This is a genomic window from Mesorhizobium sp. M0590 (assembly GCF_040320905.1).
GTDB lineage: Bacteria > Pseudomonadota > Alphaproteobacteria > Rhizobiales > Rhizobiaceae > Mesorhizobium.
The window spans coordinates 166,676-186,941 of the sequence record NZ_JAMYQN010000012.1 but is presented as its reverse complement, the minus strand read 5'-3'; the positions used below and the strand labels follow the sequence as shown (position 1 = coordinate 186,941).

The 20,266-nt window shown below is 64.5% G+C and carries 18 protein-coding genes and 1 riboswitch; of the genes, 8 read left to right on the top strand and 10 right to left on the bottom strand.

The genetic code is table 11. The features are described 5' to 3' along the window. The 9 genes from nuoG to NKI52_RS20895 form a co-directional block, all read right to left on the bottom strand. Positions 1–2,082, bottom strand: a complete 2,082-nt coding sequence (nuoG, locus tag NKI52_RS20935; RefSeq protein WP_352699373.1) for an NADH-quinone oxidoreductase subunit NuoG — start codon at positions 2,080–2,082, stop codon at positions 1–3. A gap of 74 nt (positions 2,083–2,156) precedes the next feature. After that, complete coding sequence (locus NKI52_RS20930) at positions 2,157–2,852, bottom strand: helix-hairpin-helix domain-containing protein (protein ID WP_352699371.1); 696 nt, start codon at positions 2,850–2,852, stop codon at positions 2,157–2,159. A 77-nt stretch (positions 2,853–2,929) separates the two neighbouring features. Then, positions 2,930–4,234, bottom strand: coding sequence for an NADH-quinone oxidoreductase subunit NuoF (gene nuoF, locus NKI52_RS20925; RefSeq protein ID WP_023676626.1), 1,305 nt, complete (start codon positions 4,232–4,234; stop codon positions 2,930–2,932). Between the two features lie 10 nt (positions 4,235–4,244). Further along, on the bottom strand, positions 4,245–5,306 hold the full coding sequence (gene nuoE / locus NKI52_RS20920; protein WP_352589702.1) for an NADH-quinone oxidoreductase subunit NuoE: 1,062 nt from the start codon (positions 5,304–5,306) through the stop codon (positions 4,245–4,247). 435 nt (positions 5,307–5,741) lie between these two features. Further along, positions 5,742–6,932, bottom strand: a complete 1,191-nt coding sequence (locus tag NKI52_RS20915; protein ID WP_352699369.1) for an NADH-quinone oxidoreductase subunit D — start codon at positions 6,930–6,932, stop codon at positions 5,742–5,744. Between the two features lie 95 nt (positions 6,933–7,027). After that, the gene (locus tag NKI52_RS20910) at positions 7,028–7,378 is read right to left on the bottom strand and encodes a four helix bundle protein (protein WP_352699367.1); all 351 of its coding nucleotides are present in this window, start codon (positions 7,376–7,378) and stop codon (positions 7,028–7,030) included. A gap of 21 nt (positions 7,379–7,399) precedes the next feature. Then, positions 7,400–8,002: an NADH-quinone oxidoreductase subunit C gene (locus tag NKI52_RS20905; RefSeq protein ID WP_023676630.1), complete on the bottom strand. Its 603-nt coding sequence runs from the start codon at positions 8,000–8,002 to the stop codon at positions 7,400–7,402. A 5-nt stretch (positions 8,003–8,007) separates the two neighbouring features. After that, a complete protein-coding gene (locus NKI52_RS20900) occupies positions 8,008–8,589 on the bottom strand; it encodes a NuoB/complex I 20 kDa subunit family protein (RefSeq protein ID WP_023670824.1) in 582 nt (193 codons plus the stop codon). Next, positions 8,580–8,945, bottom strand: a complete 366-nt coding sequence (locus NKI52_RS20895; RefSeq protein ID WP_352699365.1) for an NADH-quinone oxidoreductase subunit A — start codon at positions 8,943–8,945, stop codon at positions 8,580–8,582. The genes NKI52_RS20900 and NKI52_RS20895 overlap by 10 nt, the downstream gene beginning before the upstream one ends. 336 nt (positions 8,946–9,281) lie before the next feature. On the opposite strand from NKI52_RS20895, the gene NKI52_RS20890 reads away from it, so the two are divergent. The 8 genes from NKI52_RS20890 (at position 9,282) to NKI52_RS20855 (ending at position 19,519) form a co-directional block, all read left to right on the top strand. Further along, positions 9,282–10,481 carry a winged helix-turn-helix domain-containing protein gene (locus NKI52_RS20890; RefSeq protein ID WP_352699362.1) on the top strand — a complete coding sequence of 400 codons (1,200 nt, stop codon included), beginning with the start codon at positions 9,282–9,284 and terminating at the stop codon, positions 10,479–10,481. 29 nt (positions 10,482–10,510) lie between these two features. After that, a riboswitch (cobalamin riboswitch) is annotated at positions 10,511–10,714 on the top strand. 38 nt (positions 10,715–10,752) lie between these two features. Further along, the gene (locus tag NKI52_RS20885) at positions 10,753–11,187 is read left to right on the top strand and encodes a DUF1636 family protein (RefSeq protein WP_352699360.1); all 435 of its coding nucleotides are present in this window, start codon (positions 10,753–10,755) and stop codon (positions 11,185–11,187) included. Then, positions 11,184–12,224 (top strand): cobalamin biosynthesis protein CobW, encoded by a 1,041-nt coding sequence (cobW, locus tag NKI52_RS20880; RefSeq protein ID WP_352699358.1) that lies wholly within the window; start codon positions 11,184–11,186, stop codon positions 12,222–12,224. Before NKI52_RS20885 ends, cobW begins: the two co-directional genes overlap by 4 nt. 18 nt (positions 12,225–12,242) lie before the next feature. Then, positions 12,243–15,899 carry a cobaltochelatase subunit CobN gene (locus tag NKI52_RS20875; protein WP_352699356.1) on the top strand — a complete coding sequence of 1,219 codons (3,657 nt, stop codon included), beginning with the start codon at positions 12,243–12,245 and terminating at the stop codon, positions 15,897–15,899. After that, complete coding sequence (gene cobG / locus NKI52_RS20870; protein WP_352699354.1) at positions 15,896–17,359, top strand: precorrin-3B synthase; 1,464 nt, start codon at positions 15,896–15,898, stop codon at positions 17,357–17,359. The genes NKI52_RS20875 and cobG overlap by 4 nt, the downstream gene beginning before the upstream one ends. Positions 17,360–17,370: 11 nt before the next feature. Next, complete coding sequence (locus NKI52_RS20865; RefSeq protein WP_352699384.1) at positions 17,371–18,003, top strand: precorrin-8X methylmutase; 633 nt, start codon at positions 17,371–17,373, stop codon at positions 18,001–18,003. Then, a complete protein-coding gene (locus NKI52_RS20860) occupies positions 18,000–18,758 on the top strand; it encodes a precorrin-2 C(20)-methyltransferase (RefSeq protein WP_352699352.1) in 759 nt (252 codons plus the stop codon). The genes NKI52_RS20865 and NKI52_RS20860 overlap by 4 nt, the downstream gene beginning before the upstream one ends. Then, positions 18,755–19,519 (top strand): precorrin-3B C(17)-methyltransferase, encoded by a 765-nt coding sequence (locus tag NKI52_RS20855; RefSeq protein ID WP_352570393.1) that lies wholly within the window; start codon positions 18,755–18,757, stop codon positions 19,517–19,519. The genes NKI52_RS20860 and NKI52_RS20855 overlap by 4 nt, the downstream gene beginning before the upstream one ends. Here NKI52_RS20855 and NKI52_RS20850 read toward each other — a convergent pair. Next, positions 19,483–20,265, bottom strand: a complete 783-nt coding sequence (locus tag NKI52_RS20850; protein WP_352636681.1) for a cobalt-precorrin-6A reductase — start codon at positions 20,263–20,265, stop codon at positions 19,483–19,485. The two genes, NKI52_RS20855 and NKI52_RS20850, sit on opposite strands and share 37 nt — an antisense overlap. Position 20,266: the final 1 nt, after the last annotated feature.

The window sequence follows — 20,266 nt, the reverse complement described above, 5'->3', positions numbered from 1 at the left end:
CTACTCCGCCGCCTGCCTGAAGCCGTTCTTCGCCAAAGCCGAGCATTCGGCCATCACCGCGGAAGCCCGCGCGATCGGGTTGGTCAGGTAGAAATCCTTGACCGGCGAGGTGAAGGTGCCCTTGTTCAACCGCCCGCCGAGCTTGGCAACCCTGGCGATGTCGGCCGGGTCGCCGGCCGCGACATGATCGATGCGGGCAAGATGCGGGTATTCCGCATAGAGCTTTGCGCGTAGCTGCGGCAGTGAATCGAAAGGTAGCTTCTTGCCCAGCACATCCGACAGTGCCCGAAGGATCGCCCAGTCCTCGCGCGCCTCGCCGGGCGCGAAGCCGGCACGGTTGGTCTGCTGCACGCGCCCCTCGGTGTTGACGAAGGTGCCCGACTTTTCGGTATAGGCGGCACCCGGCAGGATGACGTTGGCGCGATGCGCGCCCTTGTCGCCATGCGTGCCGATATAGACGACGAAAGCGCCGCCGGTCTTGGCCATGTCGATTTCGTCGGCACCGAGCAGGAACAACACATCGGTCTCGCCAAGCATGCCGGCGACGTTCCTGCCGCCCTCGCCCGGCACGAAGCCGACATCGAGGCCGCCGACGCGTGCCGCCGCGGTGTGCAGTACGGCAAAACCGTTCCAGTCGGCCCTTGCAGCATTGACGGCGACGGCGAGCTTCGCCGCTTGGCCAAGCACGGCCGCGCCGTCCGGACGCGCCAGCGCACCCTGGCCGACGATGATCAGCGGATGCGTCGCCTTCTTCAGCAGCTGGAAGAACTTGCCGTTGCCGTCGGCCAGATCCTTCAGCGATTCTGGCCCGGCGCCGAGCTGCTCGTAATCATAGCGTGTATCGCCGACATCGCCGATGACGCCGACCGGCAGATTGCCGGCCCGCCAGCGCTTGCGGATGCGAGTGTTGAGCAAGGAGGCCTCGAAGCGCGGATTGGCGCCGATGATCAGCACCGCATCGGCCTGTTCGATGCCTTCGATGGTCGGGTTGAAGACATAGCTCGCCCGGCCGAGCGACGGATCGAGTGCGGCGCCGTCCTGGCGGCAGTCGGTGTTCTTCGAGCCGAGCGAAGCCATCAGAAGCTTCAGCGCGTAGATCTCCTCGACGGCTGCGAGATCGCCGGCAATGGCACCGATCTTTTCGGGTGCCGCATTCGACACCGCTTCCTTGATCGCGGCAAAAGCCTCGGCCCAGCTTGCCGGGGCCAGTCTGCCATCCTTGCGCACATAGGGGCGGTCGAGGCGCTGCGTGCGCAAACCGTCCCAGATGAAGCGGGTCTTGTCGGAAATCCACTCCTCGTTCACCGCCTCGTTGGTACGCGGCAGGATGCGCATCACTTCGCGGCCCCGGCTATCGACGCGGATCGCGGAGCCGACGGCGTCCATCACGTCGATGGATTCGGTCTTGGTCAGTTCCCACGGCCGTGCCTGGAAGGCATAGGGTTTGGAGGTCAGCGCACCGACCGGGCAAAGGTCGATGACATTGCCCTGCAGTTCCGAAGTCATCGCGCTTTCGAGATAGGTGGTGATCTCGGCATCCTCGCCGCGGCCGATCAGGCCGAGCTCGGATATGCCGGCAATCTCGGTGGTGAAGCGGACGCAGCGCGTGCAATGGATGCAGCGGTTCATGATCGTCTTGACCAGCGGCCCGATATACTTGTCTTCGACCGCCCGCTTGTTCTCATGGTAGCGTGAGGAATCGACTCCGAACGCCATCGCCTGGTCCTGCAGGTCGCACTCGCCGCCCTGATCGCAGATCGGGCAATCCAGCGGGTGGTTGATCAGCAGGAATTCCATCACGCCTTCGCGTGCCTTCTTGACCATCGGCGTGTTGGTGAAGATTTCCGGCGGCTCGCCATTCGGACCGGGGCGCAGGTCGCGCACGCCCATGGCGCAGGACGCCTGCGGCTTGGGCGGGCCGCCCTTTACTTCGATCAGGCACATGCGGCAATTGCCGGCGATCGACAGCCGCTCGTGGAAGCAGAAGCGCGGCACTTCCGCCCCGGCGTCCTCGGCCGCCTGCAGCAGCGTGTAATGGTCGGGTACAGTGATCTCTTTCCCGTCGACCTTGAGCTTTGCCATTTCGCCTCAAACCCCTGCGGACGTTCCGCAATCTTTCCTTCCGGGCGCAGCCGAGACCGCGCACGATATTGAATTCACTTTTTGGCCGCGGCCAACGCGGCCGCCTGACCGATCCAGCCGTCACGGCCGATGCGGCCCTTCAACGACAGGTAATCTTCGACCCAGGCGATCTCTTGCGGCGTCCACGCGGCGATCTGGGCGTATGTCCAGATGCCAAGGCCGTTCAGCACCTTTTCCAGTTTCGGCCCGATGCCCGATATCGCCTTGAGGTCGGCGGGCTTGGCTGGCCGATCCATCGGCTTGGGCTGCTTGAAATCCTCCGGCATCAGCCCGGCCGACGCATCCGCTGCAACGGTGCCGGCATTCGCCAAGCTCCGCGCCGCGGTGCTCGTCGCAATGTCGGTCACGTCATTGGCGAAGGACTGCGCCTCGGCAATCAGGGTTTTGGTCGCTGCGCGCGCCTTTGTCGAGGAGCTTTTGCCGGTCGCGGAAAAGCGTTCCGTCCGGGCCTCGAAATCCTCGGCGACCGGCTGCCAAAGCCGCTGCGAGGTTTCGGCCGCGCCCGAAAGCACGCCCATCCAGATGCCAAAGGCGTGGTTGGCAAGACCGATGCCGAGTGCCGTCATCGCCGCCGCGCCCGCGACAGGATGCGCCAGGAGATTGACGGCATTGGCCATCTCCTTCGGCATCATCCTGGTCAGATCCTGGTTCATCTTCAACAACGGGTCCATATCGGGCGTAAAATCGTCGGGTGTCGAAAACAGCGACATAGGTGGTCTCCTGGTCGTTTCCGTCTGCCCCGCGCTCGTTTCCTCGTGTCGGACATTCGTCCGCATTTTGAATACTTCTATTCCGCCGCCGCCAGCACCGGTTCGGCACGGTGCGCGTTGCGCGAAAACTCATCGATGCGCCGCTCCACCTCGCCGCGGAAATGCCGCATCAGGCCCTGGATCGGCCACGCCGCCGCGTCGCCCAGTGCGCAGATCGTGTGGCCCTCGACCTGCTTGGTCACGTCGAGCAGCATGTCGATCTCGCGCTTCTGCGCTTCGCCGCGCACCAGCCGCTCCATCACCCGCCACATCCAGCCGGTGCCTTCACGGCAGGGCGTGCACTGGCCGCAGCTTTCGTGCTTGTAGAAGTAGGAAAGCCGCGCGATCGCTTTCACGATATCGGTCGATTTGTCCATGACGATGACAGCCGCCGTGCCGAGGCCCGATTTCAGATCGCGCAGCGCGTCGAAATCCATCGGCGCGTCGATGATTTGCTCGGCCGGAACCAACGGCACCGAGGCGCCGCCCGGAATGACCGCCAGCAGATTGTCCCAGCCGCCGCGGATACCGCCGCAATGCGTCTCGATCAGCTCGCGGAACGGGATCGACATCGCCTCTTCGACGGTGCACGGATTGTTGACGTGACCGGAGATGCAGAACAGTTTGGTGCCGACATTGTTGGGCCGGCCGAAGGACGAGAACCAGGCAGCACCGCGGCGCAGAATGGTCGGCGCGACAGCGATGGACTCGACATTGTTGACCGTCGTCGGGCAGCCATAGAGGCCGACATTGGCCGGAAACGGCGGCTTCAGCCGCGGCTGGCCCTTCTTGCCCTCGAGGCTTTCGAGCAGCGCCGTTTCCTCGCCGCAGATATAGGCGCCGGCGCCATGGTGCATGTAAATGTCGAAATCGTAGCCGGAGGTGTTGTTCTTGCCGATCAGCTTGGCCGCATAGGCCTCGTCTATGGCGCGTTGCAGCGCCTCGCGCTCGCGGATGAACTCGCCGCGCACATAGATGTAGGCGGCGACCGCGCCCATGGCGAAGCCGGCAAGCAGGCAGCCTTCGACCAGCGTGTGCGGGTCGTGGCGCAGTATGTCGCGGTCCTTGCAGGTACCGGGCTCGGATTCGTCGGCATTGACGACGAGATAGCTCGGCCGGCCGTCGCTTTGTTTGGGCATGAACGACCATTTCAGCCCGGTCGGGAAACCGGCACCGCCGCGGCCGCGCAGGCCCGATGCCTTCATCTCGTTGACGATCCACTCGCGCCCCTTGGCAACGATGCCGGGCGTGTTGTCCCAGGCGCCGCGCGCCATGGCACCGGCCAGCGACTTGTCGAAGCGGCCGTAGATGTTGTTGAAGATGCGGTCTCTGTCCTGAAGCATTGCTCGTTCCTCAGACCGGCTTCTTGCCGGTCGGCCGGCTCTTGTTTCCGAGCGACGGTTTGGTCGCCTTGGCGGCAGCCTTCGCCGGTTTAACCTTGGCCTCCGGCGCTTTGAAAGCAGACGCCGGCTCGGCCTTGTTCTTGGGGCCTCTGCGCTGTTTCGAGACGTCCTCGACCTGCGGTTCGGCCTTGTTGGCATTGGCGGCCGAATGCAGAGGCGCTGCGACGCTCGCCGCCCTTTCCGCCGCGGGCGCGACTTTCGTCGCCGACGGCGATTTCAGCGCCGGGTTGGTCTCGACCGCGTCGGTCTTCGGCTTGCTGGCATTCGAGGGCGCAACCGGCGCCGGCGCGGCAGGAGCAGCTGGCGGAACTGATGCTGCGGCGGCAGCCGCCGGCTCTGCATCCTTGGCGGCCTTGGTCGCCGCCCTGGTTTCCCGGTCGCGGGTCGCCTTGAGGATCGCCTTTTCGCTCTTGAGGGTCGTCAGGCCGCTGGCCGGCTCGGAAGTGATGCGGCCGTTTTGCGGTCCTGGCGTCACCGAAGCACCTTTGCCGGCGTCATAAAGGTCGATGATCTCGGCAAGCCGCTCCGGCGTCAAATCCTCATAGGTGTCCTTGAATATCATCACCATCGGTGCGTTGACGCAGGCGCCGAGGCACTCGACCTCCTCCCACGACAGCGTGCCCTTGTCATTGGTGTGAAACTGGTCGTGATGGATCTTCGAGCGGCAGACATCCATCAGCGCTTCCGAGCCGCGCAGCATGCAGGGCGTGGTGCCGCAGACCTGGATATGCGCGCGGGTGCCGACCGGATTGAGCTGGTACTGGGTATAGAAGGTGGCGACTTCCAGCCCACGGATATAGGGCATGTCGAGCATGTCGGAGATCGTTTCGATCGCCGCCTTGGTCACCCAGCCTTCCTGCTCCTGCGCCAGCATGAGCAAGGGGATGATCGCGGATTGCTCGCGTCCCTTCGGATATTTCTTGATCCACTGCTTCGCCGCCGCCGCATTCGCCCGGTTGAAGGCGAAGGAGGCTGGCTGGAGGCTGGCTTCTGCGAGACGGCGGACTGACATTGCGATTTCGCTTCTTCGGTTTCTACTGGCGGGAGCCATAGGCACGATAGCAATCCTCGGATCGCCCCAAAACGCATACGAACTCTTCATTTCCACGCTTCAGGCGGATGTATCCGTCATAGCGGCTATACACCCAAGCTATTGGCTTGCAACGATATTCTTCGGGGATCAATGACGCTACGAGGTTGTCATGAACCGCGCAGTTGGACGATGTCGACGGCCGGCCATGGACAAGAATGCCCTCATCCATTGCTGGGGTCTGGGTGCTCAAGCCACGGACTGTAAGCAGATCGCCTTCTGCAATAAGCTTGAACCCCTCTTTGAGAAGATCGGTTGACGAGGGACCCTCACCGGACCCAGCAAGCGACACTTCAGCGGAAGCCGCAAGGCATGCCGCGGCCAGAAACGCCTTTGACGGTCGAGCCATTCCCATCATCACCGATCGACCTCACCAAACACGATGTCGAGTGAACCTAACACGGCGGTGACGTCGGCCAACATGTGGCCGCGACACAAAAAGTCCATGGCCTGGAGATGCGCGAAGCCGGGCGCGCGCAGCTTGCAGCGATAGGGCTTGTTGGTGCCGTCGGAGACCAGATAGACGCCGAACTCGCCCTTCGGTGCCTCGACGGCGGCATAGACCTCGCCGGCCGGCACGCGGTAGCCTTCGGTGTAGAGCTTGAAGTGATGGATCAGCGCTTCCATCGAGCGCTTCATCGCCGCGCGCTTCGGCGGCACCACCTTGCCGTCGAGGTTGGACACCGGCCCGCTGCCCTCCTTACCGAGCAACAGGTCGACGCATTGGCGCATGATCTTGGCCGACTGGCGCATCTCTTCCATGCGCACCAGATAGCGGTCGAAACAGTCACCGTTCTTGCCGATCGGAATGTCGAAATCCATCTCGGCGTAACATTCATAGGGCTGCGATTTGCGCAGGTCCCAGGGTGCACCCGAGCCGCGCACCATGACGCCCGAAAAACCCCAGGCCCAGGCGTCGGCCAGAGACACCGTCGCGATGTCGACATTGCGCTGCTTGAAGATACGGTTGCCGGTCAAGAGTGAGTCGAGGTCGTCGACCGATTTCAGGAACGGGTCGATCCAGCTGCCGATGTCCTCGACCAGCTTCTGCGGCAGGTCCTGGTGGACGCCGCCGGGGCGGAAATAGGCGGCATGCATGCGCGAGCCGCTGGCACGCTCATAAAACACCATCAGCTTTTCGCGCTCGACGAAGCCCCACAGCGGCGGCGTCAGCGCACCGACATCCATCGCCTGCGTCGTCACATTGAGGATGTGCGACATGATGCGGCCGATTTCCGAATAGAGAACTCGGATCAACTGGCCCCGCTTCGGCACCTCGATGCCGAGCAGCCGCTCGGCGGCGAGCGCAAAGGCGTGCTCCTGGTTCATCGGCGCGCAATAATCGAGCCGGTCGAGATAGGGCACGGCCTGCAGATAAGTCTTGGCCTCGATCAGCTTTTCGGTGCCGCGGTGCAACAGCCCGATATGCGGATCGACGCGATCGACGACTTCGCCGTCAAGCTCCAGCACCAGACGCAAAACGCCGTGCGCCGCTGGATGTTGCGGGCCAAAATTGATGTTGAAGTTGCGAACGGAGGTTTCAGCCATGAGCGTGTTGCTCGCGCGCCACGTGAATGGTGAATGGTGAATGGTGAATAGTCATTGGCCTGAATCGACCTCCAGCGATCGAATGAACGAACGCATCATCTTCCCAACTTCTCGAACCTGACCGACAACAGCCCTGCACTCTTCTCGTCCAACAGTCCCACGCTCATCGAAAGAAGCGTATGGGTTTCCAGTTCCTTCAACGAACCTTGCGCAATACGAAGGAACTGAACGAAGGGCTTGCGCTGACCGCGGCCGAAACCCTCGGCGATATTTGCCGGTATCGACGATGCCGCGCGCCGCATCTGGGATGTCATGCCGAACATTTCCTCTCGCGGGAATGCTTTCGTCGCGAGATAGATGTCCGCAGCCAATACCATCGAATCCTTCCATACGTTCAGATCTCGATAGTCGTTGATTTTCCCGGACGTTCCATCCCGCTTTTCCATTCACTATTCACAATTCACCACTCACTGCTTTGCCTTCTCGTCGCCTGGAAGGACGTAATCCGTCCCCTCCCAAGGGCTGAGAAAATCGAAATTGCGGAATTCCTGTTTGAGCTCGACCGGCTCGTAGATGACGCGCTTGGCTTCGTCGTCGTAACGCACCTCGACGAAGCCGGTCAGCGGAAAGTCCTTGCGCAGCGGATGGCCTTCAAAGCCGTAATCGGTCAGAATCCGCCGCAGATCCGGATGGCCTGAAAACAGCACGCCGTAGAGATCGTAGGTCTCGCGCTCGAACCAGTCGGCGCCGGGATAAATCCCGGTGATCGACGGCACGAGCGTCTCTTCGTCGGCCTGGACCTTGATGCGGACGCGGATATTCTGTCTCGGCGACAGCAAATGATAGACCACGTCGAAGCGCTTTGCCCGCGACGGATAATCGGCGCCGCAAACGTCGATGATCGAGATGAACTGGCATTTCGGATCGTCGCGCAGGAAGGTGACCACCTCGATCAGGTCGCGCGGCTCGACCGAGATGGTGAGTTCGCCATAGGCGAGCACCGCCACGCCGATCCGGCCGATCAGCTTCTCGCCGAGATAGGTCGAGAGGTCGTTCAACGCCTGGGTCATGCCGCTCACCGCTCTATCGTGCCGGTGCGGCGGATCTTCTTCTGCAGCAGAAGGATGCCGTAAAGCAGCGCCTCAGCGCTCGGCGGGCAGCCGGGCACGTAGATGTCGACCGGCACGATGCGGTCGCAGCCGCGCACCACCGAATAGGAATAATGATAATAGCCGCCGCCATTGGCGCAGGAGCCCATCGAGATGACGTAGCGCGGCTCCGGCATCTGATCGTAGACCTTGCGCAGCGCCGGCGCCATCTTGTTGGTCAGCGTGCCGGCAACGATCATGATGTCGGACTGGCGCGGCGACGCGCGCGGCGCGACACCGAACCTCTCCGAGTCATAGCGCGGCATCGACGTATGGATCATCTCGACGGCGCAGCAGGCGAGGCCAAACGTCATGAACATCAGCGAGCCACTGCGCGCCCAGGTGATCAGAGCCTCGGTCGAGGTGACGAGAAAGCCCTTGTCGGCGAGCTCGTTGTTGATCTCCAGGAAGAACGGGTCGTCAGACCCTACCGGCCTGCCGGTGTTGGGGTCGATGAGGCCCTTGGGCTTCGGCGCGACGAGCGTGCCGGAACTGTCGTTCAATCCCATTCCAGCGCTCCTTTTTTCCATTCATAGGCAAAGCCGATGGTCAGCACCGCCAAAAACACCATCATCGACCAGAAACCGAGCATGCCGATCTGACTGAACGACACCGCCCAAGGAAACAGGAAGGCCACCTCCAGATCGAAGATGATGAACAGGATCGACACCAGGTAGAAGCGGATATCGAACTTCATGCGGGCGTCGTCGAACGAGTTGAAGCCGCACTCATAGGCAGAAAGCTTTTCCGGATCGGGGTTGCGGTAGGCCACCAGGAAGGGTGCGGCGAGCAGCGCCAGCCCGACGATCAGCGCCACGCCGATGAACAGGACGATGGGCAGGTACGAACTCAACAATGCGTTCATTCTGCAGCTTTCCGTTGCGGCCAATCCACTCTGATTACAGCACCGGACCCACTTGCGGAAGCGTGACAGTTTAACCACTGAACCGTTTGAAGAGGGCTCTATGCTGCAACGCGGCGAGGGTTAGCGCAGCGCTTTCGGCGAAGCAAGTCAAACCTTGTTCAAATCGCGGTGCTGGACGGCATATCCGGGAAAACTGGTCCGATCCGCTCCTGTTTGATTTCCTTCACTTTTTACTCCACTTTTCTCTCCTGACATGGATGCCGCCAAAACCCTGCTAGCATAGCGCGGAATCGCAGGTCATTTTCTCTGTCCTAAAATCGTCCGGATACCGCCTTCATGAAGGAAAAAATCTCGCTTGCCATGGCCCGTCGCATTGCGCTCGCGGCACAGGGATTCAATGACCCGCGCCCCACCGGCACGCCCGACCGCCGGCATCTGGCCCGCGTGCTTGCCCGTACCGGCCTGCTGCAGATCGATTCCGTCAGCGCCGTGGTGCGCGCCCACTATATGCCTCTTTATTCGCGGCTTGGCCCCTACAAGCTGGCGCTGCTCGACGCCGCCGCTGTCACGCGCAAGCGCATGGTCTTCGAATACTGGGCGCACGAAGCCTCCTTCTTGCCGGTCGAGACCTATCCGCTGATGCGCTGGCGCATGCAGCGGGCCGAGCGCGGCGACGAAATGTACAGCGGGCTGGCCAAATGGGGCCGCGAGCACGCCGCCTATATCGAAGACATCTATCGCGAGGTCGCCGAACGAGGCCCGATCGCGGCGTCGGCTTTCGAAGGGCAGAAGGGTTCGGGCGGCTGGTGGGGCTGGAGCCATGCCAAGCATGCCTTCGAGTGGCTGTTCTGGGCCGGCCGCATCACCACTGCGCATCGCCGCGGCTTCGAGCGGTTCTACGATCTGCCGGAGCGCGTGCTGCCGCCGGCGGTACTCGCGCTACCGGTTCCCTGTCCCGAGGATGCACATCGCGAATTGCTGCGCATCTCGGCCCGCGCCCACGGCATCGCCACGGCAGGAGACCTGCGCGACTATTTCCGGCTGTCGCCCGCCGACATCAAGGGCCGCATCGAGGAACTGGTCGAGGCCGGCGACCTGTTGCCGGTGAGCGTCGAAGGCTGGAACAAAACAGCCTATCTCCACAAGGACGCCCGTTTGCCGCGCAAGATCGAGGCGCGCGCCTTGCTCGCGCCGTTTGATCCTGTCGTCTTCGAGCGGTCGCGCACCGAGCGGTTGTTCGACTTCCACTACCGCATCGAGATCTACACGCCGGCCGAAAAGCGCCGGTATGGCTATTATGTGCTGCCATTCCTGCTCGGCGACAGCATCGTCGGGCGCGTTGACCTTAGGGCCGACCGACCGGCCGGCGTGCTGCGCGTCCATGCCGCCTATGCGGAGCCCGGCGCCTCGCTGCAAACCGCAGCCGAGCTTTTCGAAGAATTGAAGCAGATGCAGGGCTGGCTCGGCCTGGAACGCATCGAGGTGACCGCTGCCGGCGACCTCGGCCGGCCGCTCGCGGATATCGCCGCGTCATAGACGTGCGTTGACACGACTACCCCCACAAGCCTAAATCCGTTCCAGACGGTCCCCTGCCCGCAACGGCAAGGGCCAAGAGGGAATGCGGTGCGAAATCTCGATTTCAAATCCGCGGCTGTCCCCGCAACTGTAAGCGACGAGCCAAGGCCGAAAACCACTGGGATGTTCCCGGGAAGGCGGCACCCAGGCGATGACCCGCGAGCCAGGAGACCTGCCGTCTAGGACATAAGAATCCGATCGCCTGGCGGGTTTTCCGGGCAAGGAGCCTGATTTGGAACGCGACAGCAGTTTTCCGGCTGAGACAGCGGATTTATTGTCCGGCCATGGTGATTCCCCGGCCGGCGTTACCGTCATCGTCTGCTCGTCCTGCCGTGACGAGACCGGTTCGGACGCTCATCCGCGCGCCGGCGAACTGCTCGCAGAGGACACGCGCCGCGCCGCTTCCAGCGAAAACATCAAAATCCGCACCGTCGAATGCCTTGGCAATTGCAAGCGCCGGCTCAGCGCCGCCATGCTGCGCGACGGCTGCTGGAGTTACGTCTTCGGTGATCTGACCACGACCAGCGGCGCCGATCTCGTCACCGGGGCAAAGCTGTTCGCCACCTCGACGGATGGGCTCATTCCATGGCGCGGCCGTCCCGATTGCCTGAAGCGCGGCCTGGTTGCCCGCATCCCTCCCCTTGACCTTCTGAAGGACTTGATATGACCGCTGCCTCCCCTTCGCGCGTTCCCTGCACCGTGGTCACCGGATTTCTCGGCGCCGGCAAGACGACATTGATCCGCCATTTGCTCGAAAACGCCAAAGGCAAGCGGCTGGCCATCATCGTCAACGAGTTCGGCGACATCGGCATCGACGGCGAGATCCTGAAGGGCTGCGCCATCGACACCTGCCCCGAGGAAAACATCGTCGAGCTGGCCAATGGTTGCATCTGCTGCACCGTCGCCGATGATTTCGTCCCGGCGCTGGACCAAATCCTGTCGCTGACGCCGAGGGTCGACCACATCCTGATCGAGACATCCGGCCTCGCTTTGCCCAAGCCGCTGGTCCAGGCCTTCCAGTGGCCGTCGGTGAAAAGCCGCGTGACGGTGGACGGCGTCATTGCCGTGGTCGACGGACCGGCGCTGGCTGATGGCCGCGTAGCCAACGACATGGACGCCCTGCAGGCCCAGCGCGCGCAGGACGAGACGCTCGACCATGACGATCCGGTCGAGGAAGTGTTCGAAGACCAGCTCGCCTGCGCCGACCTGATCATCCTGTCGAAGAGCGACCTGATGGACGCAGCCGGCTCGGCCCGTGCCAATGCCGTCATCGGCAAGCACGTTGCGCGGGCGGTGAAGATCGTACCGACTTCGCAAGGCAAGGTCGACCCGTCGGTGCTGCTCGGCCTCGGCCTCGCCGTCGAGGACGACATTGAGAACCGCAAGACCCACCACGACGACGAGCTCGACCACGAACATGACGATTTTGACTCGTTCGTCATCGACATCGCGTCCGTGTCCAACCCGGACGAGCTCGCACAACGGGTCGCCACGGCGGCGGAGGAAGAAAACGTGTTGCGCGTCAAGGGTTTCGTCGAAGTCGGCGGCAAGCCGATGCGGCTCCTGCTGCAGGCCGTCGGTCCGCGCGTCAACCACTATTACGACCGCGCCTGGACCGCTGAAGACGACCGCCGCTCGCGCCTGGTCGTCATCGGCCTGAAAGGGCTGAACCGCCCGGCCATCGAGCGTATCCTCGCCGGCTGACCCCAGGTACGAGCCGCGATGCACATCCTCACCACCACATCCGCCTCGCTCGACGATCTCGCCGAGCCTGTCGATCTCAGGCAAACGCCTGCGGATGTCGTGGCGCTGTCCTTCACCGACAGCGACCTGGCCGGGCTGGCGGCGGCGTGGAAGGCAGATGCGCACCGCCTGCCGTCGATGCGGCTCGCCGCCTTGCGCGACCTGCGCCATCCGATGTCCGTCGACCTGTGGATCGACAGCGTCGCCCGCCACGCCAAGGTCATTCTGGTCCGCATCCTCGGCGGCTATGACTGGTGGCGCTATGGCTGCGACCAGCTCGCCGTTATCGCGCGAAATCGCGGTATCAAGCTGGCGCTCCTACCGGGCGAGAGCCACGACGAGGATTTGCGACTGATCGAAGGCTCGACGCTGCCGCGGGAGGAGTTGGACGCCCTGCTTGGCTATTTCCGCGAGGGCGGGCCGGCAAATATGACGGCGCTGGTGCAGAGGCTGGCAAGTCTCGCTGGATCGGGTGCGGCGGTAGCCGAACCTGTTAGCGTGCCAAAGGCGGGATTTTACGAGCCGGGACTGGGGGTCGTAGAACGCGACGTCCCCCTCCCCCTCGAGGGGAGGGTCCGGCCGCAGGCCGGGGGTGGGGTCCTCTCCGAAGCGCGCCTACACAAAACGTCGCGCACTGCCGTGACGACCCCACCCGGCCCTGCGGGCCACCCTCCCCTCAAGGGGGAGGGAGACGCCGCGCCCATCATCCCCATCCTCTTCTACCGTTCGATGCTGCTGGCCGCAGATGTCGCGCCGATCGACGCGCTTTTTGCAGCGCTCAGGCAACGTGGTATGGCGCCGGTGCCAATCTTCGTCTCCAGCCTCAAGGACCCGGCATCGCTCGCCTTTGTCGAGACCGCGCTCTCAGCCCTGAAGCCAGCTGCCATCATCACCGCCACGGCCTTCGCCTCCGGCGCGGAACCCGGCATCGAAACCCTGTTCGACCGTGCCGGGGTGCCGGTCTTCCAGGTCATCGTCGCCACGACACGCCGTGACATCTGGCAAAACAATCAGCGCGGCCTGGCGCCTGCCGACCTCGCTATGCATGTCGTCCTGCCCGAGCTCGACGGCTGCATTCTCGCCGGTGCCATCTCCTTCAAGGGCGAAAGCGAGACCGATCCCGCATTGGCCTTCCGCGCCTTCGCCAACCGGCCGGAGCCGGATCGCGTCGCGCAAGTGGCGAACCGTGTCGAGGCCTTCGTGCGCCTGCAGCGGACGCCGCGTGCGGAGCGCAAGCTCGCCATCCTGATCCCCGACTATCCGAGCGCCCCCGGTCGCACCGGCTACGCGGTTGGTCTCGACGTGCCGTCCAGCGTGCTGGCAATGCTGCACGACCTGAGCGAACACGGCTACGCCGTTGAAAGGATTCCGCAAACGCCGCGCGAGTTGCTGGAGGTGCTGGAGCGTGGAGGTGAAGGGTTGGGGTTTGAGGACTATCTCGGGTACTCGGCGGAATTGCCTGCTGAAGCGATAGCTGCCGTGACGGCCGCATGGGGGAATGCGGCAGATGACACAAGTTTGTGCGAGGCACCCCCCTCTGTCCTGCCGGACATCTCCCCCTCAAGGGGGGAGATTGCGCTGTCATCTCTGTTTTCGCCAATCTCCAACGTCGCAGGGGTGGACAGAGCGCCGAAGCTGCCAATCTCCCCCCTTGAGGGGGAGATGTCCGGCAGGACAGAGGGGGGTGTTCAAGCGTCTGCCGCCGCAAAATTCGCCTTCCGCGCAGCCACCTTCGGCAACGTCACCGTGGCACTCGCACCTGACCGCGGGCGCTCAGCCGACCGCCGCGCCGACTATCACGACCCGACGCTGCCGCCGCGCCATGCGCTGGTCGCCTTTGGCCTCTGGCTGCGCAAGTCGCTCGGCATCCATGCAATTGTCCATGTCGGCGCCCACGGCACGCTGGAGTGGCTGCCCGGCAAGACCGTGGCGCTCAGCGAAAACTGCTTTCCCGAGATAGTCACCGGTCCCCTGCCCGTCATCTATCCCTTCATCGTCTCCAACCCGGGAGAGGCAGCGCAGGCCAAGCGGCGCATTGCCGCCGTCACGCTCGGCCATCTGCCGCCGCCGCTGACCGGCGCCGGGCTGGACGAAAACCAGCACAGGCTTGAACGACTGGTTGACGAATATGCTCAGGCCGACGGGCTCGACCGCCGCCGCCGCGACCGCCTGGCGAAGCTGATCGTCGAGACGGCGGAAAAGACCGGCCTCGCCTCAGAGGCAGGCGTCGCCAGGACCGACGCAGCCGACGAGGCTTTGCGCCGCATCGACGCCTGGCTCTGCGATCTCAAGGATTTCGCCATCAAGGACGGCCTGCACATTTACGGCCGCTCGCCGGAAGGCGAGGCTGATCCGGTACGGCGGCAAAGTGCGGCAGCTGAAAAAACCGCGCTGCTTGCCGCCCTCGACGGCCGCCACGTCGCTGCCGGTCCGGCCGGTGCGCCGGCACGGGGTCGGCGCGATGTGCTGCCGACCGGCCGCAATCTGTTCACCGCCGACCCGCGCACCATGCCGACGCCGACCGCCTATGATCTGGGCAAGGTGGCAGCGGAAGAAGTGGTCCGCAGCTACATGCAATCGCATGGCGACTGGCCGCGCTCGCTGGTCATCGACCTGTGGGGCTCGGCCTCGCTGCGCACCGGCGGTGAGGAGATCGCGCAAGGCCTGGCGCTGATGGGCTGCCGGCCGCAATGGGATTCCGCCACCGGCCGCATCACCGGCATAGATGTGCTGCCGCCGGCAACACTCGGCCGTCCGCGCATCGATGTCACCTGGCGCATATCGGGCCTGTTCCGCGACATGTTCCCGACCCAGATCGCGCTGATCGACGCCGCGGCCAACGCGGTGGCGACCCGCGACGAGGACGCTTCGGAAAACCCGCTCGCCGCTAGGACCCGCATCGACGGCAAGATCAGCCCGCGCATTTTCGGCACCTCGCCGGGCACTTACGGCGCGGGCGTCGAGGACTTGTTGTCGAGCGGCGACTGGGCCGCGCGCGAAGAGATCGGCCGCACCTATCTCGCCGCCACCTCGCACGCCTATGGCGGCTCCGAGGGCAAAGGCATTTCGGCGCCCGGCGCGTTCGAGGATCGCCTCGCCGAGGCCGACCTTCTGGTTCATACCGGCGACGACCCCGGCCGCGACATCCTCGAAGGCTCGGCCGACGTCGCCTTCATCGGCGGCTTTTCGGCAGCGGTTGCCGCGCTCGGCAAAAACGCCGACGTGATCGTCCTCGACACCACGGACCCGCAAAGACCGAAGCCGCGCTCGATCAGTGAGGCCGTGTCGCGCGTCGTGCGGGCACGCGCCGTCAATCCGCGCTTCATCGCCGGCCAGATGCGTCATGGCCCGCGCGGCGCCTCGGAATTCGCCGAGACGGTCGACCGGCTTGTCGGCTTTGCTGAGACTACCCATGCCATATCGGGCACGCTGATCGAGGCGGTGCACGACGCCTATCTTGGCGACCCCGTGGTCCGCGCCTTCATCCTGCGCGAGAACCCGGCGGCGGCGAAGGTGATTGCCGAGCGTTTGCTGTCGGCACGGCGGCGCGGGCTCTGGCATCCGCTGCGCAATTCGATCGATGACGATCTCGCCGCACTGATTGCCGAAGCGCAAGCTCTGGGAGTGGCGGCATGAACGCTTTCTCGCGCCGTGGCGCCTGCCCCGCTTTGTCGGCGCCGATGCAGACCGGCGACGGGCTGCTGGTGCGGCTCAATCCGGTCGCTGGAGGACTGTTGCCGAAATCGTTGATCGGACTCTGCGAATCCGCCTTGCGCCATGGCAACGGCATCATGGAAGTGACCGCCCGCGGCAGCCTGCAGATCCGCGGCCTGACGCCGGCAAGCGCGCGGCTGCTGGCGATGGAGGTCGATGCGCTCGGCATCGCGGTGCGCACCGGCGTGCCGGTCGAGACCGGCCCGCTGGCTGGGCTCGACCAGGAGGAGATAGCCGACCCGCGCCCGATGGCGGAGCGGATTCGGGCGGCAATTGAGGACGCCGGTGTTACGCAACGCCTTGGCCCGAAGGTTTCGGTGATCGTCGACGGCGGCGGGCAGCTGACAATGGATGCGGTTACGGCCGATGTCAGGCTGGTCGGGGTGCGGGCCGCCGACGGAATTAAGTGGCGGGTATCGCTCGCCGGAGATGCGCAGGGTGCCACGCCGCTGGCGATGTCCGAGGAAGATGCGGCTTGTGACATCGCCGTCGCCATTCTCAGGATGGTTGCCGAAAAGGGCCGCGATGCCCATGCGCGGGATTTGACGGCGAGGCAGCTGAGATCTCTCGCAAGTTGGCGATCCGTCGCGCCCCCCTCTGTCCTGCCGGACATCTCCCCCACAAGGGGGGAGATTGCGCCCTCATCTCGGCTTTCGCCTATCACCCGAGGTCCTGAGCCGCCGCTGAAGCTGCCGATCTCCCCCCAAGTGGGGGAGATGTCCGGCAGGACAGAGGGGGGCGCGACGGAACGCCAGCCCATCGGAGTTCTTAACCTAGCCACCACCGCAATCGCCCTTGGTATTGGCCTGCCGTTCGGCAGCATACCAGCGCCAAAACTTATCGATCTCACCCAATACGCCCTCACCCTCGGCACCACCGAAATCCGTCTGGCGCCGGGTCGCACGCTGCTTTTGCTTGGCCTCTCCCCAGCCGCATGTCTTTCACTCCAGAAAACCGCCGCAACCCTCGGCTTCGTCACCGACGCAGCCGACGCGCGCACCAGGATCGCCGCCTGCCCGGGTGCTCCCGCCTGTGCCTCGGGCCGCATCGCGACACGCGACATCGCCGAGACCATCGCCGTGGAAAACCTCGATATCCTCGATTCCTCGCTGACGCTGCACATCTCCGGCTGCGCCAAGGGTTGCGCCCATCCCGGTCCGGCGGCGCTGACCCTGGTCGGTGGCGAAAACGGAGCCGGACTTGTCGTGGACGGGACGGCAAAGGCATTGCCCGCCGGATACAGGCCGGGCTACGACGCCGCGCACGGCATCGGCCGCGTTGCAGCGGTGATCCGCAGCGCACGACATCCCGGCGAAACCGCTGCCGCCTGCCTGGCGAGGCTCGGCGCGGCCGGCATCACCGAAATCTATCGACAGGAATGAGCATGCCCGCCCTGAACGCCTACGACTACATCCATGATGGCACGGAGATCTACGAGCGCTCCTTCGCCATTATCCGCGCCGAGGCCGACCTGTCGCGCTTTTCCGAAGCCGAGGCCGAAATCGCTATCCGCATGATCCACGCCTGCGGCCAGGTCGAGGCTGTGCGACACTTCGTTTTCTCGAGCGATTTCGTCGCCGCCGCGCGCACGGCGTTGGGGGCCGGCGCGCCGATCTTCTGCGACGCGCAGATGGTCTCGCATGGCGTCACGCGCGCCCGGCTTCCGGCCGGCAACGAGGTGATCTGTACGCTGCGCGATCCGCGGACAGCCGACATCGCGAAAAAGATCGGCAACACCCGCTCGGCCGCGGCGATCGACCTGTGGGGCGAGCGCATGGCCGGTTCGGTCGTCGCCATCGGCAATGCGCCGACCGCCCTGTTTTATCTGCTGGAAAAGCTGCGCGACGGTGCGCCGAAGCCGGCGGCGATCATCGGTATGCCGGTCGGGTTTGTCGGCGCCGCTGAGTCGAAGGATGCGCTGGCCGAAAATTCCTATGGCGTGCCTTACGCCATCGTGCGCGGCCGGCTGGGCGGCAGCGCCATGACCGCCGCCGCCCTCAATGCATTGGCGAGGCCGGGCCTATGAATGCGATTGCAAAAGGCAGGCTTGTCGGCGTCGGCACCGGTCCTGGCGACCCGGAACTTTTGACGCTGAAGGCAGTGCGTGCTCTGGCCGAGGCCGATGTCGTTGCGCATTTCGCCAAGCGCGGCAACAACAGCAATGCGCGCGCCATTGTCGGCGCACATTTTCGCCCTGATCTGATCGAACTGCCGCTGCTCTACCCGGTGACGACCGAGATCGACAAGGACCACAGTGATTACCGGTCGCAGATAACGGATTTCTACGAGCAGTCGGCCGAAAAGGTCGCCGAGCACCTCAGCGCCGGCAGGATGGTCGCGGTGCTTTCGGAAGGCGATCCGCTTTTCTACGGCTCCTACATGCATCTTCATGTCCGGCTGGCGCACCGTTTTCCGACCGAAGTCATTCCTGGCGTCACCGCCATGTCCGGCTGCTGGTCGGCGACCGGCCTGTCTATCGTCCAGGGCGACGACGTGCTGACGGTGCTGCCGGGCACCATGAGCGAATTCGAGCTGACGCGTCGCCTCGCCGATACCGACGCTGCGGTGATCATGAAGGTCGGCCGCAACCTGCCCAAGATCAGGCGCGCGCTGGAGGCAACCGACAAGCTGGCGCGGGCCATCTATGTCGAGCGCGGCACCATGCCGGGCGGTGTCTCGATGCGGCTTGCCGACAAAAAGGATGGCCAGGCGCCTTATTTCGCCATCGTGCTGGTGGCCGGCTGGTCGGGCCGGCCAAACGCATTGAGAGCCGAAGCATGAGCGGCCGCCTCACCGTCATCGGCCTCGGGCCCGGCGACGCCGACCAGGTGACGCCGGAGGCAAGCCGCGCCGTTGCCGAGGCAAAATTCTTCTATGGCTACAAGCCTTATCTTGACCGGCTCGATCTGCGCCCCGACCAGATTCGCGTCGCTTCCGACAATCGCGAGGAACTCGCGCGCGCCAAGGACGCGCTGCTGAAGGCTGCGGAAGGCCACGATGTCGCCGTCGTGTCGGGCGGCGATCCCGGCGTCTTCGCCATGGCCGCGGCCGTCTGCGAGGCGATAGAGGCGGGCCCACCCGAATGGCGCGCGGTCGACATCGCCATCGTGCCCGGTATCACCGCCATGCTCGCCGTCGCCGCCCGCATCGGCGCGCCGCTCGGCCACGATTTCTGCGCCATATCGCTGTCCGACAATCTGAAGCCGTGGGACCTGATCGAGCTACGCCTGCTGGCGGCAGCGGGCGCCGGCTTCGTCATCGCGCTCTACAACCCGATCAGTAAGGCGCGCCCATGGCAGCTAGGCCGCGCCTTCGAATGCCTTGCTGCGATCCTGCCCGGCACCACGCCGGTGATCTTCGGCCGTGCCGCCGGCCGTCCCGACGAGCGCATCGAGGTTTTTCTGCTGGCGGACGCCGATGCCGCGAAGGCCGACATGGCGACCTGCATCATCATCGGCTCGCCGGAAACCAGGATCATCAAGCGGGGTGACAAGGCCGCGCTGGTCTACACGCCGCGTTCGGCAGCTGGCCCAAGAACATGACCGACCAGAAAATGATCGACCATCGCGGCAAGAGATTCGACGGTCTCAGCCGACGTGACGTCCGGCAGCGCCGGCCTGCGGATCATCACCACCTCGATTCCCAGCGCTCGCGCGGCCGCGATCTTGCCGTAGGTTGCCTCGCCGCCGCTGTTTTTGGAAACAACGACTTCGATGTGGTGTTGCAGAAGCAGGGCATGTTCGTCGACTTCCCGAAACGGCCCGCGCGCCAAGAGATAGGTCGCGTCGGGCACAGCGAGCCTGGGCTCGACCGGGTCGACACTGCGGATGAGATAATGATGCTGGGGAGCGGCCTTGAAGGCAGCGACCTCCTGTCGCCCGAGCGCCAGGAATACGCGGCGCGGCACCGATCCCAAAGCCGTCACCGCGCTGGCAACGGTGTCGACCAACATCCAGCGATCACCTTCGACCGCCTCCCATCCGGGACGCCTGAGCGTAACGATAGGCACGCCGGTCATGCGCGCTGCTTCCGCCGCATTGGCGGAGATTCGCGCCGCATAGGGATGCGTGGCGTCGATCAGCAGGTCGATCTTGTTCTGGCGGAGATACGCCGCCAGCCCGCCGGCACCGCCGAAGCCGCCGACCCGCACCGGCACCCCCTGCGCGGCCGGGTTTTCGGTGCGGCCGGCCAGCGACAGTATGACCGAAATATCCGGGCGCGCGGCCAGCTTTCCGGCCATTTGCCGGGCTTCGGTGGTTCCGCCGAGGATCAGAATGCGGTGGGTCATC

Bases quoted from the DNA above. Each gene is read 5' to 3' on its own strand.
- nuoG (WP_352699373.1), bottom strand. From the start codon at position 2,082: ATGGCAAAGCTCAAGGTCGACGGGAAAGAGATCACTGTACCCGACCAT.
- NKI52_RS20930 (WP_352699371.1), bottom strand. From the start codon at position 2,852: ATGTCGCTGTTTTCGACACCCGACGATTTTACGCCCGATATGGACCCG.
- nuoF (WP_023676626.1), bottom strand. From the start codon at position 4,234: ATGCTTCAGGACAGAGACCGCATCTTCAACAACATCTACGGCCGCTTC.
- nuoE (WP_352589702.1), bottom strand. From the start codon at position 5,306: ATGTCAGTCCGCCGTCTCGCAGAAGCCAGCCTCCAGCCAGCCTCCTTC.
- NKI52_RS20915 (WP_352699369.1), bottom strand. From the start codon at position 6,932: ATGGCTGAAACCTCCGTTCGCAACTTCAACATCAATTTTGGCCCGCAA.
- NKI52_RS20910 (WP_352699367.1), bottom strand. From the start codon at position 7,378: ATGGAAAAGCGGGATGGAACGTCCGGGAAAATCAACGACTATCGAGAT.
- NKI52_RS20905 (WP_023676630.1), bottom strand. From the start codon at position 8,002: ATGACCCAGGCGTTGAACGACCTCTCGACCTATCTCGGCGAGAAGCTG.
- NKI52_RS20900 (WP_023670824.1), bottom strand. From the start codon at position 8,589: ATGGGATTGAACGACAGTTCCGGCACGCTCGTCGCGCCGAAGCCCAAG.
- NKI52_RS20895 (WP_352699365.1), bottom strand. From the start codon at position 8,945: ATGAACGCATTGTTGAGTTCGTACCTGCCCATCGTCCTGTTCATCGGC.
- NKI52_RS20890 (WP_352699362.1), top strand. From the start codon at position 9,282: ATGAAGGAAAAAATCTCGCTTGCCATGGCCCGTCGCATTGCGCTCGCG.
- cobW (WP_352699358.1), top strand. From the start codon at position 11,184: ATGACCGCTGCCTCCCCTTCGCGCGTTCCCTGCACCGTGGTCACCGGA.
- NKI52_RS20875 (WP_352699356.1), top strand. From the start codon at position 12,243: ATGCACATCCTCACCACCACATCCGCCTCGCTCGACGATCTCGCCGAG.
- cobG (WP_352699354.1), top strand. From the start codon at position 15,896: ATGAACGCTTTCTCGCGCCGTGGCGCCTGCCCCGCTTTGTCGGCGCCG.
- NKI52_RS20860 (WP_352699352.1), top strand. From the start codon at position 18,000: ATGAATGCGATTGCAAAAGGCAGGCTTGTCGGCGTCGGCACCGGTCCT.
- NKI52_RS20855 (WP_352570393.1), top strand. From the start codon at position 18,755: ATGAGCGGCCGCCTCACCGTCATCGGCCTCGGGCCCGGCGACGCCGAC.
- NKI52_RS20850 (WP_352636681.1), bottom strand. From the start codon at position 20,265: ATGACCCACCGCATTCTGATCCTCGGCGGAACCACCGAAGCCCGGCAA.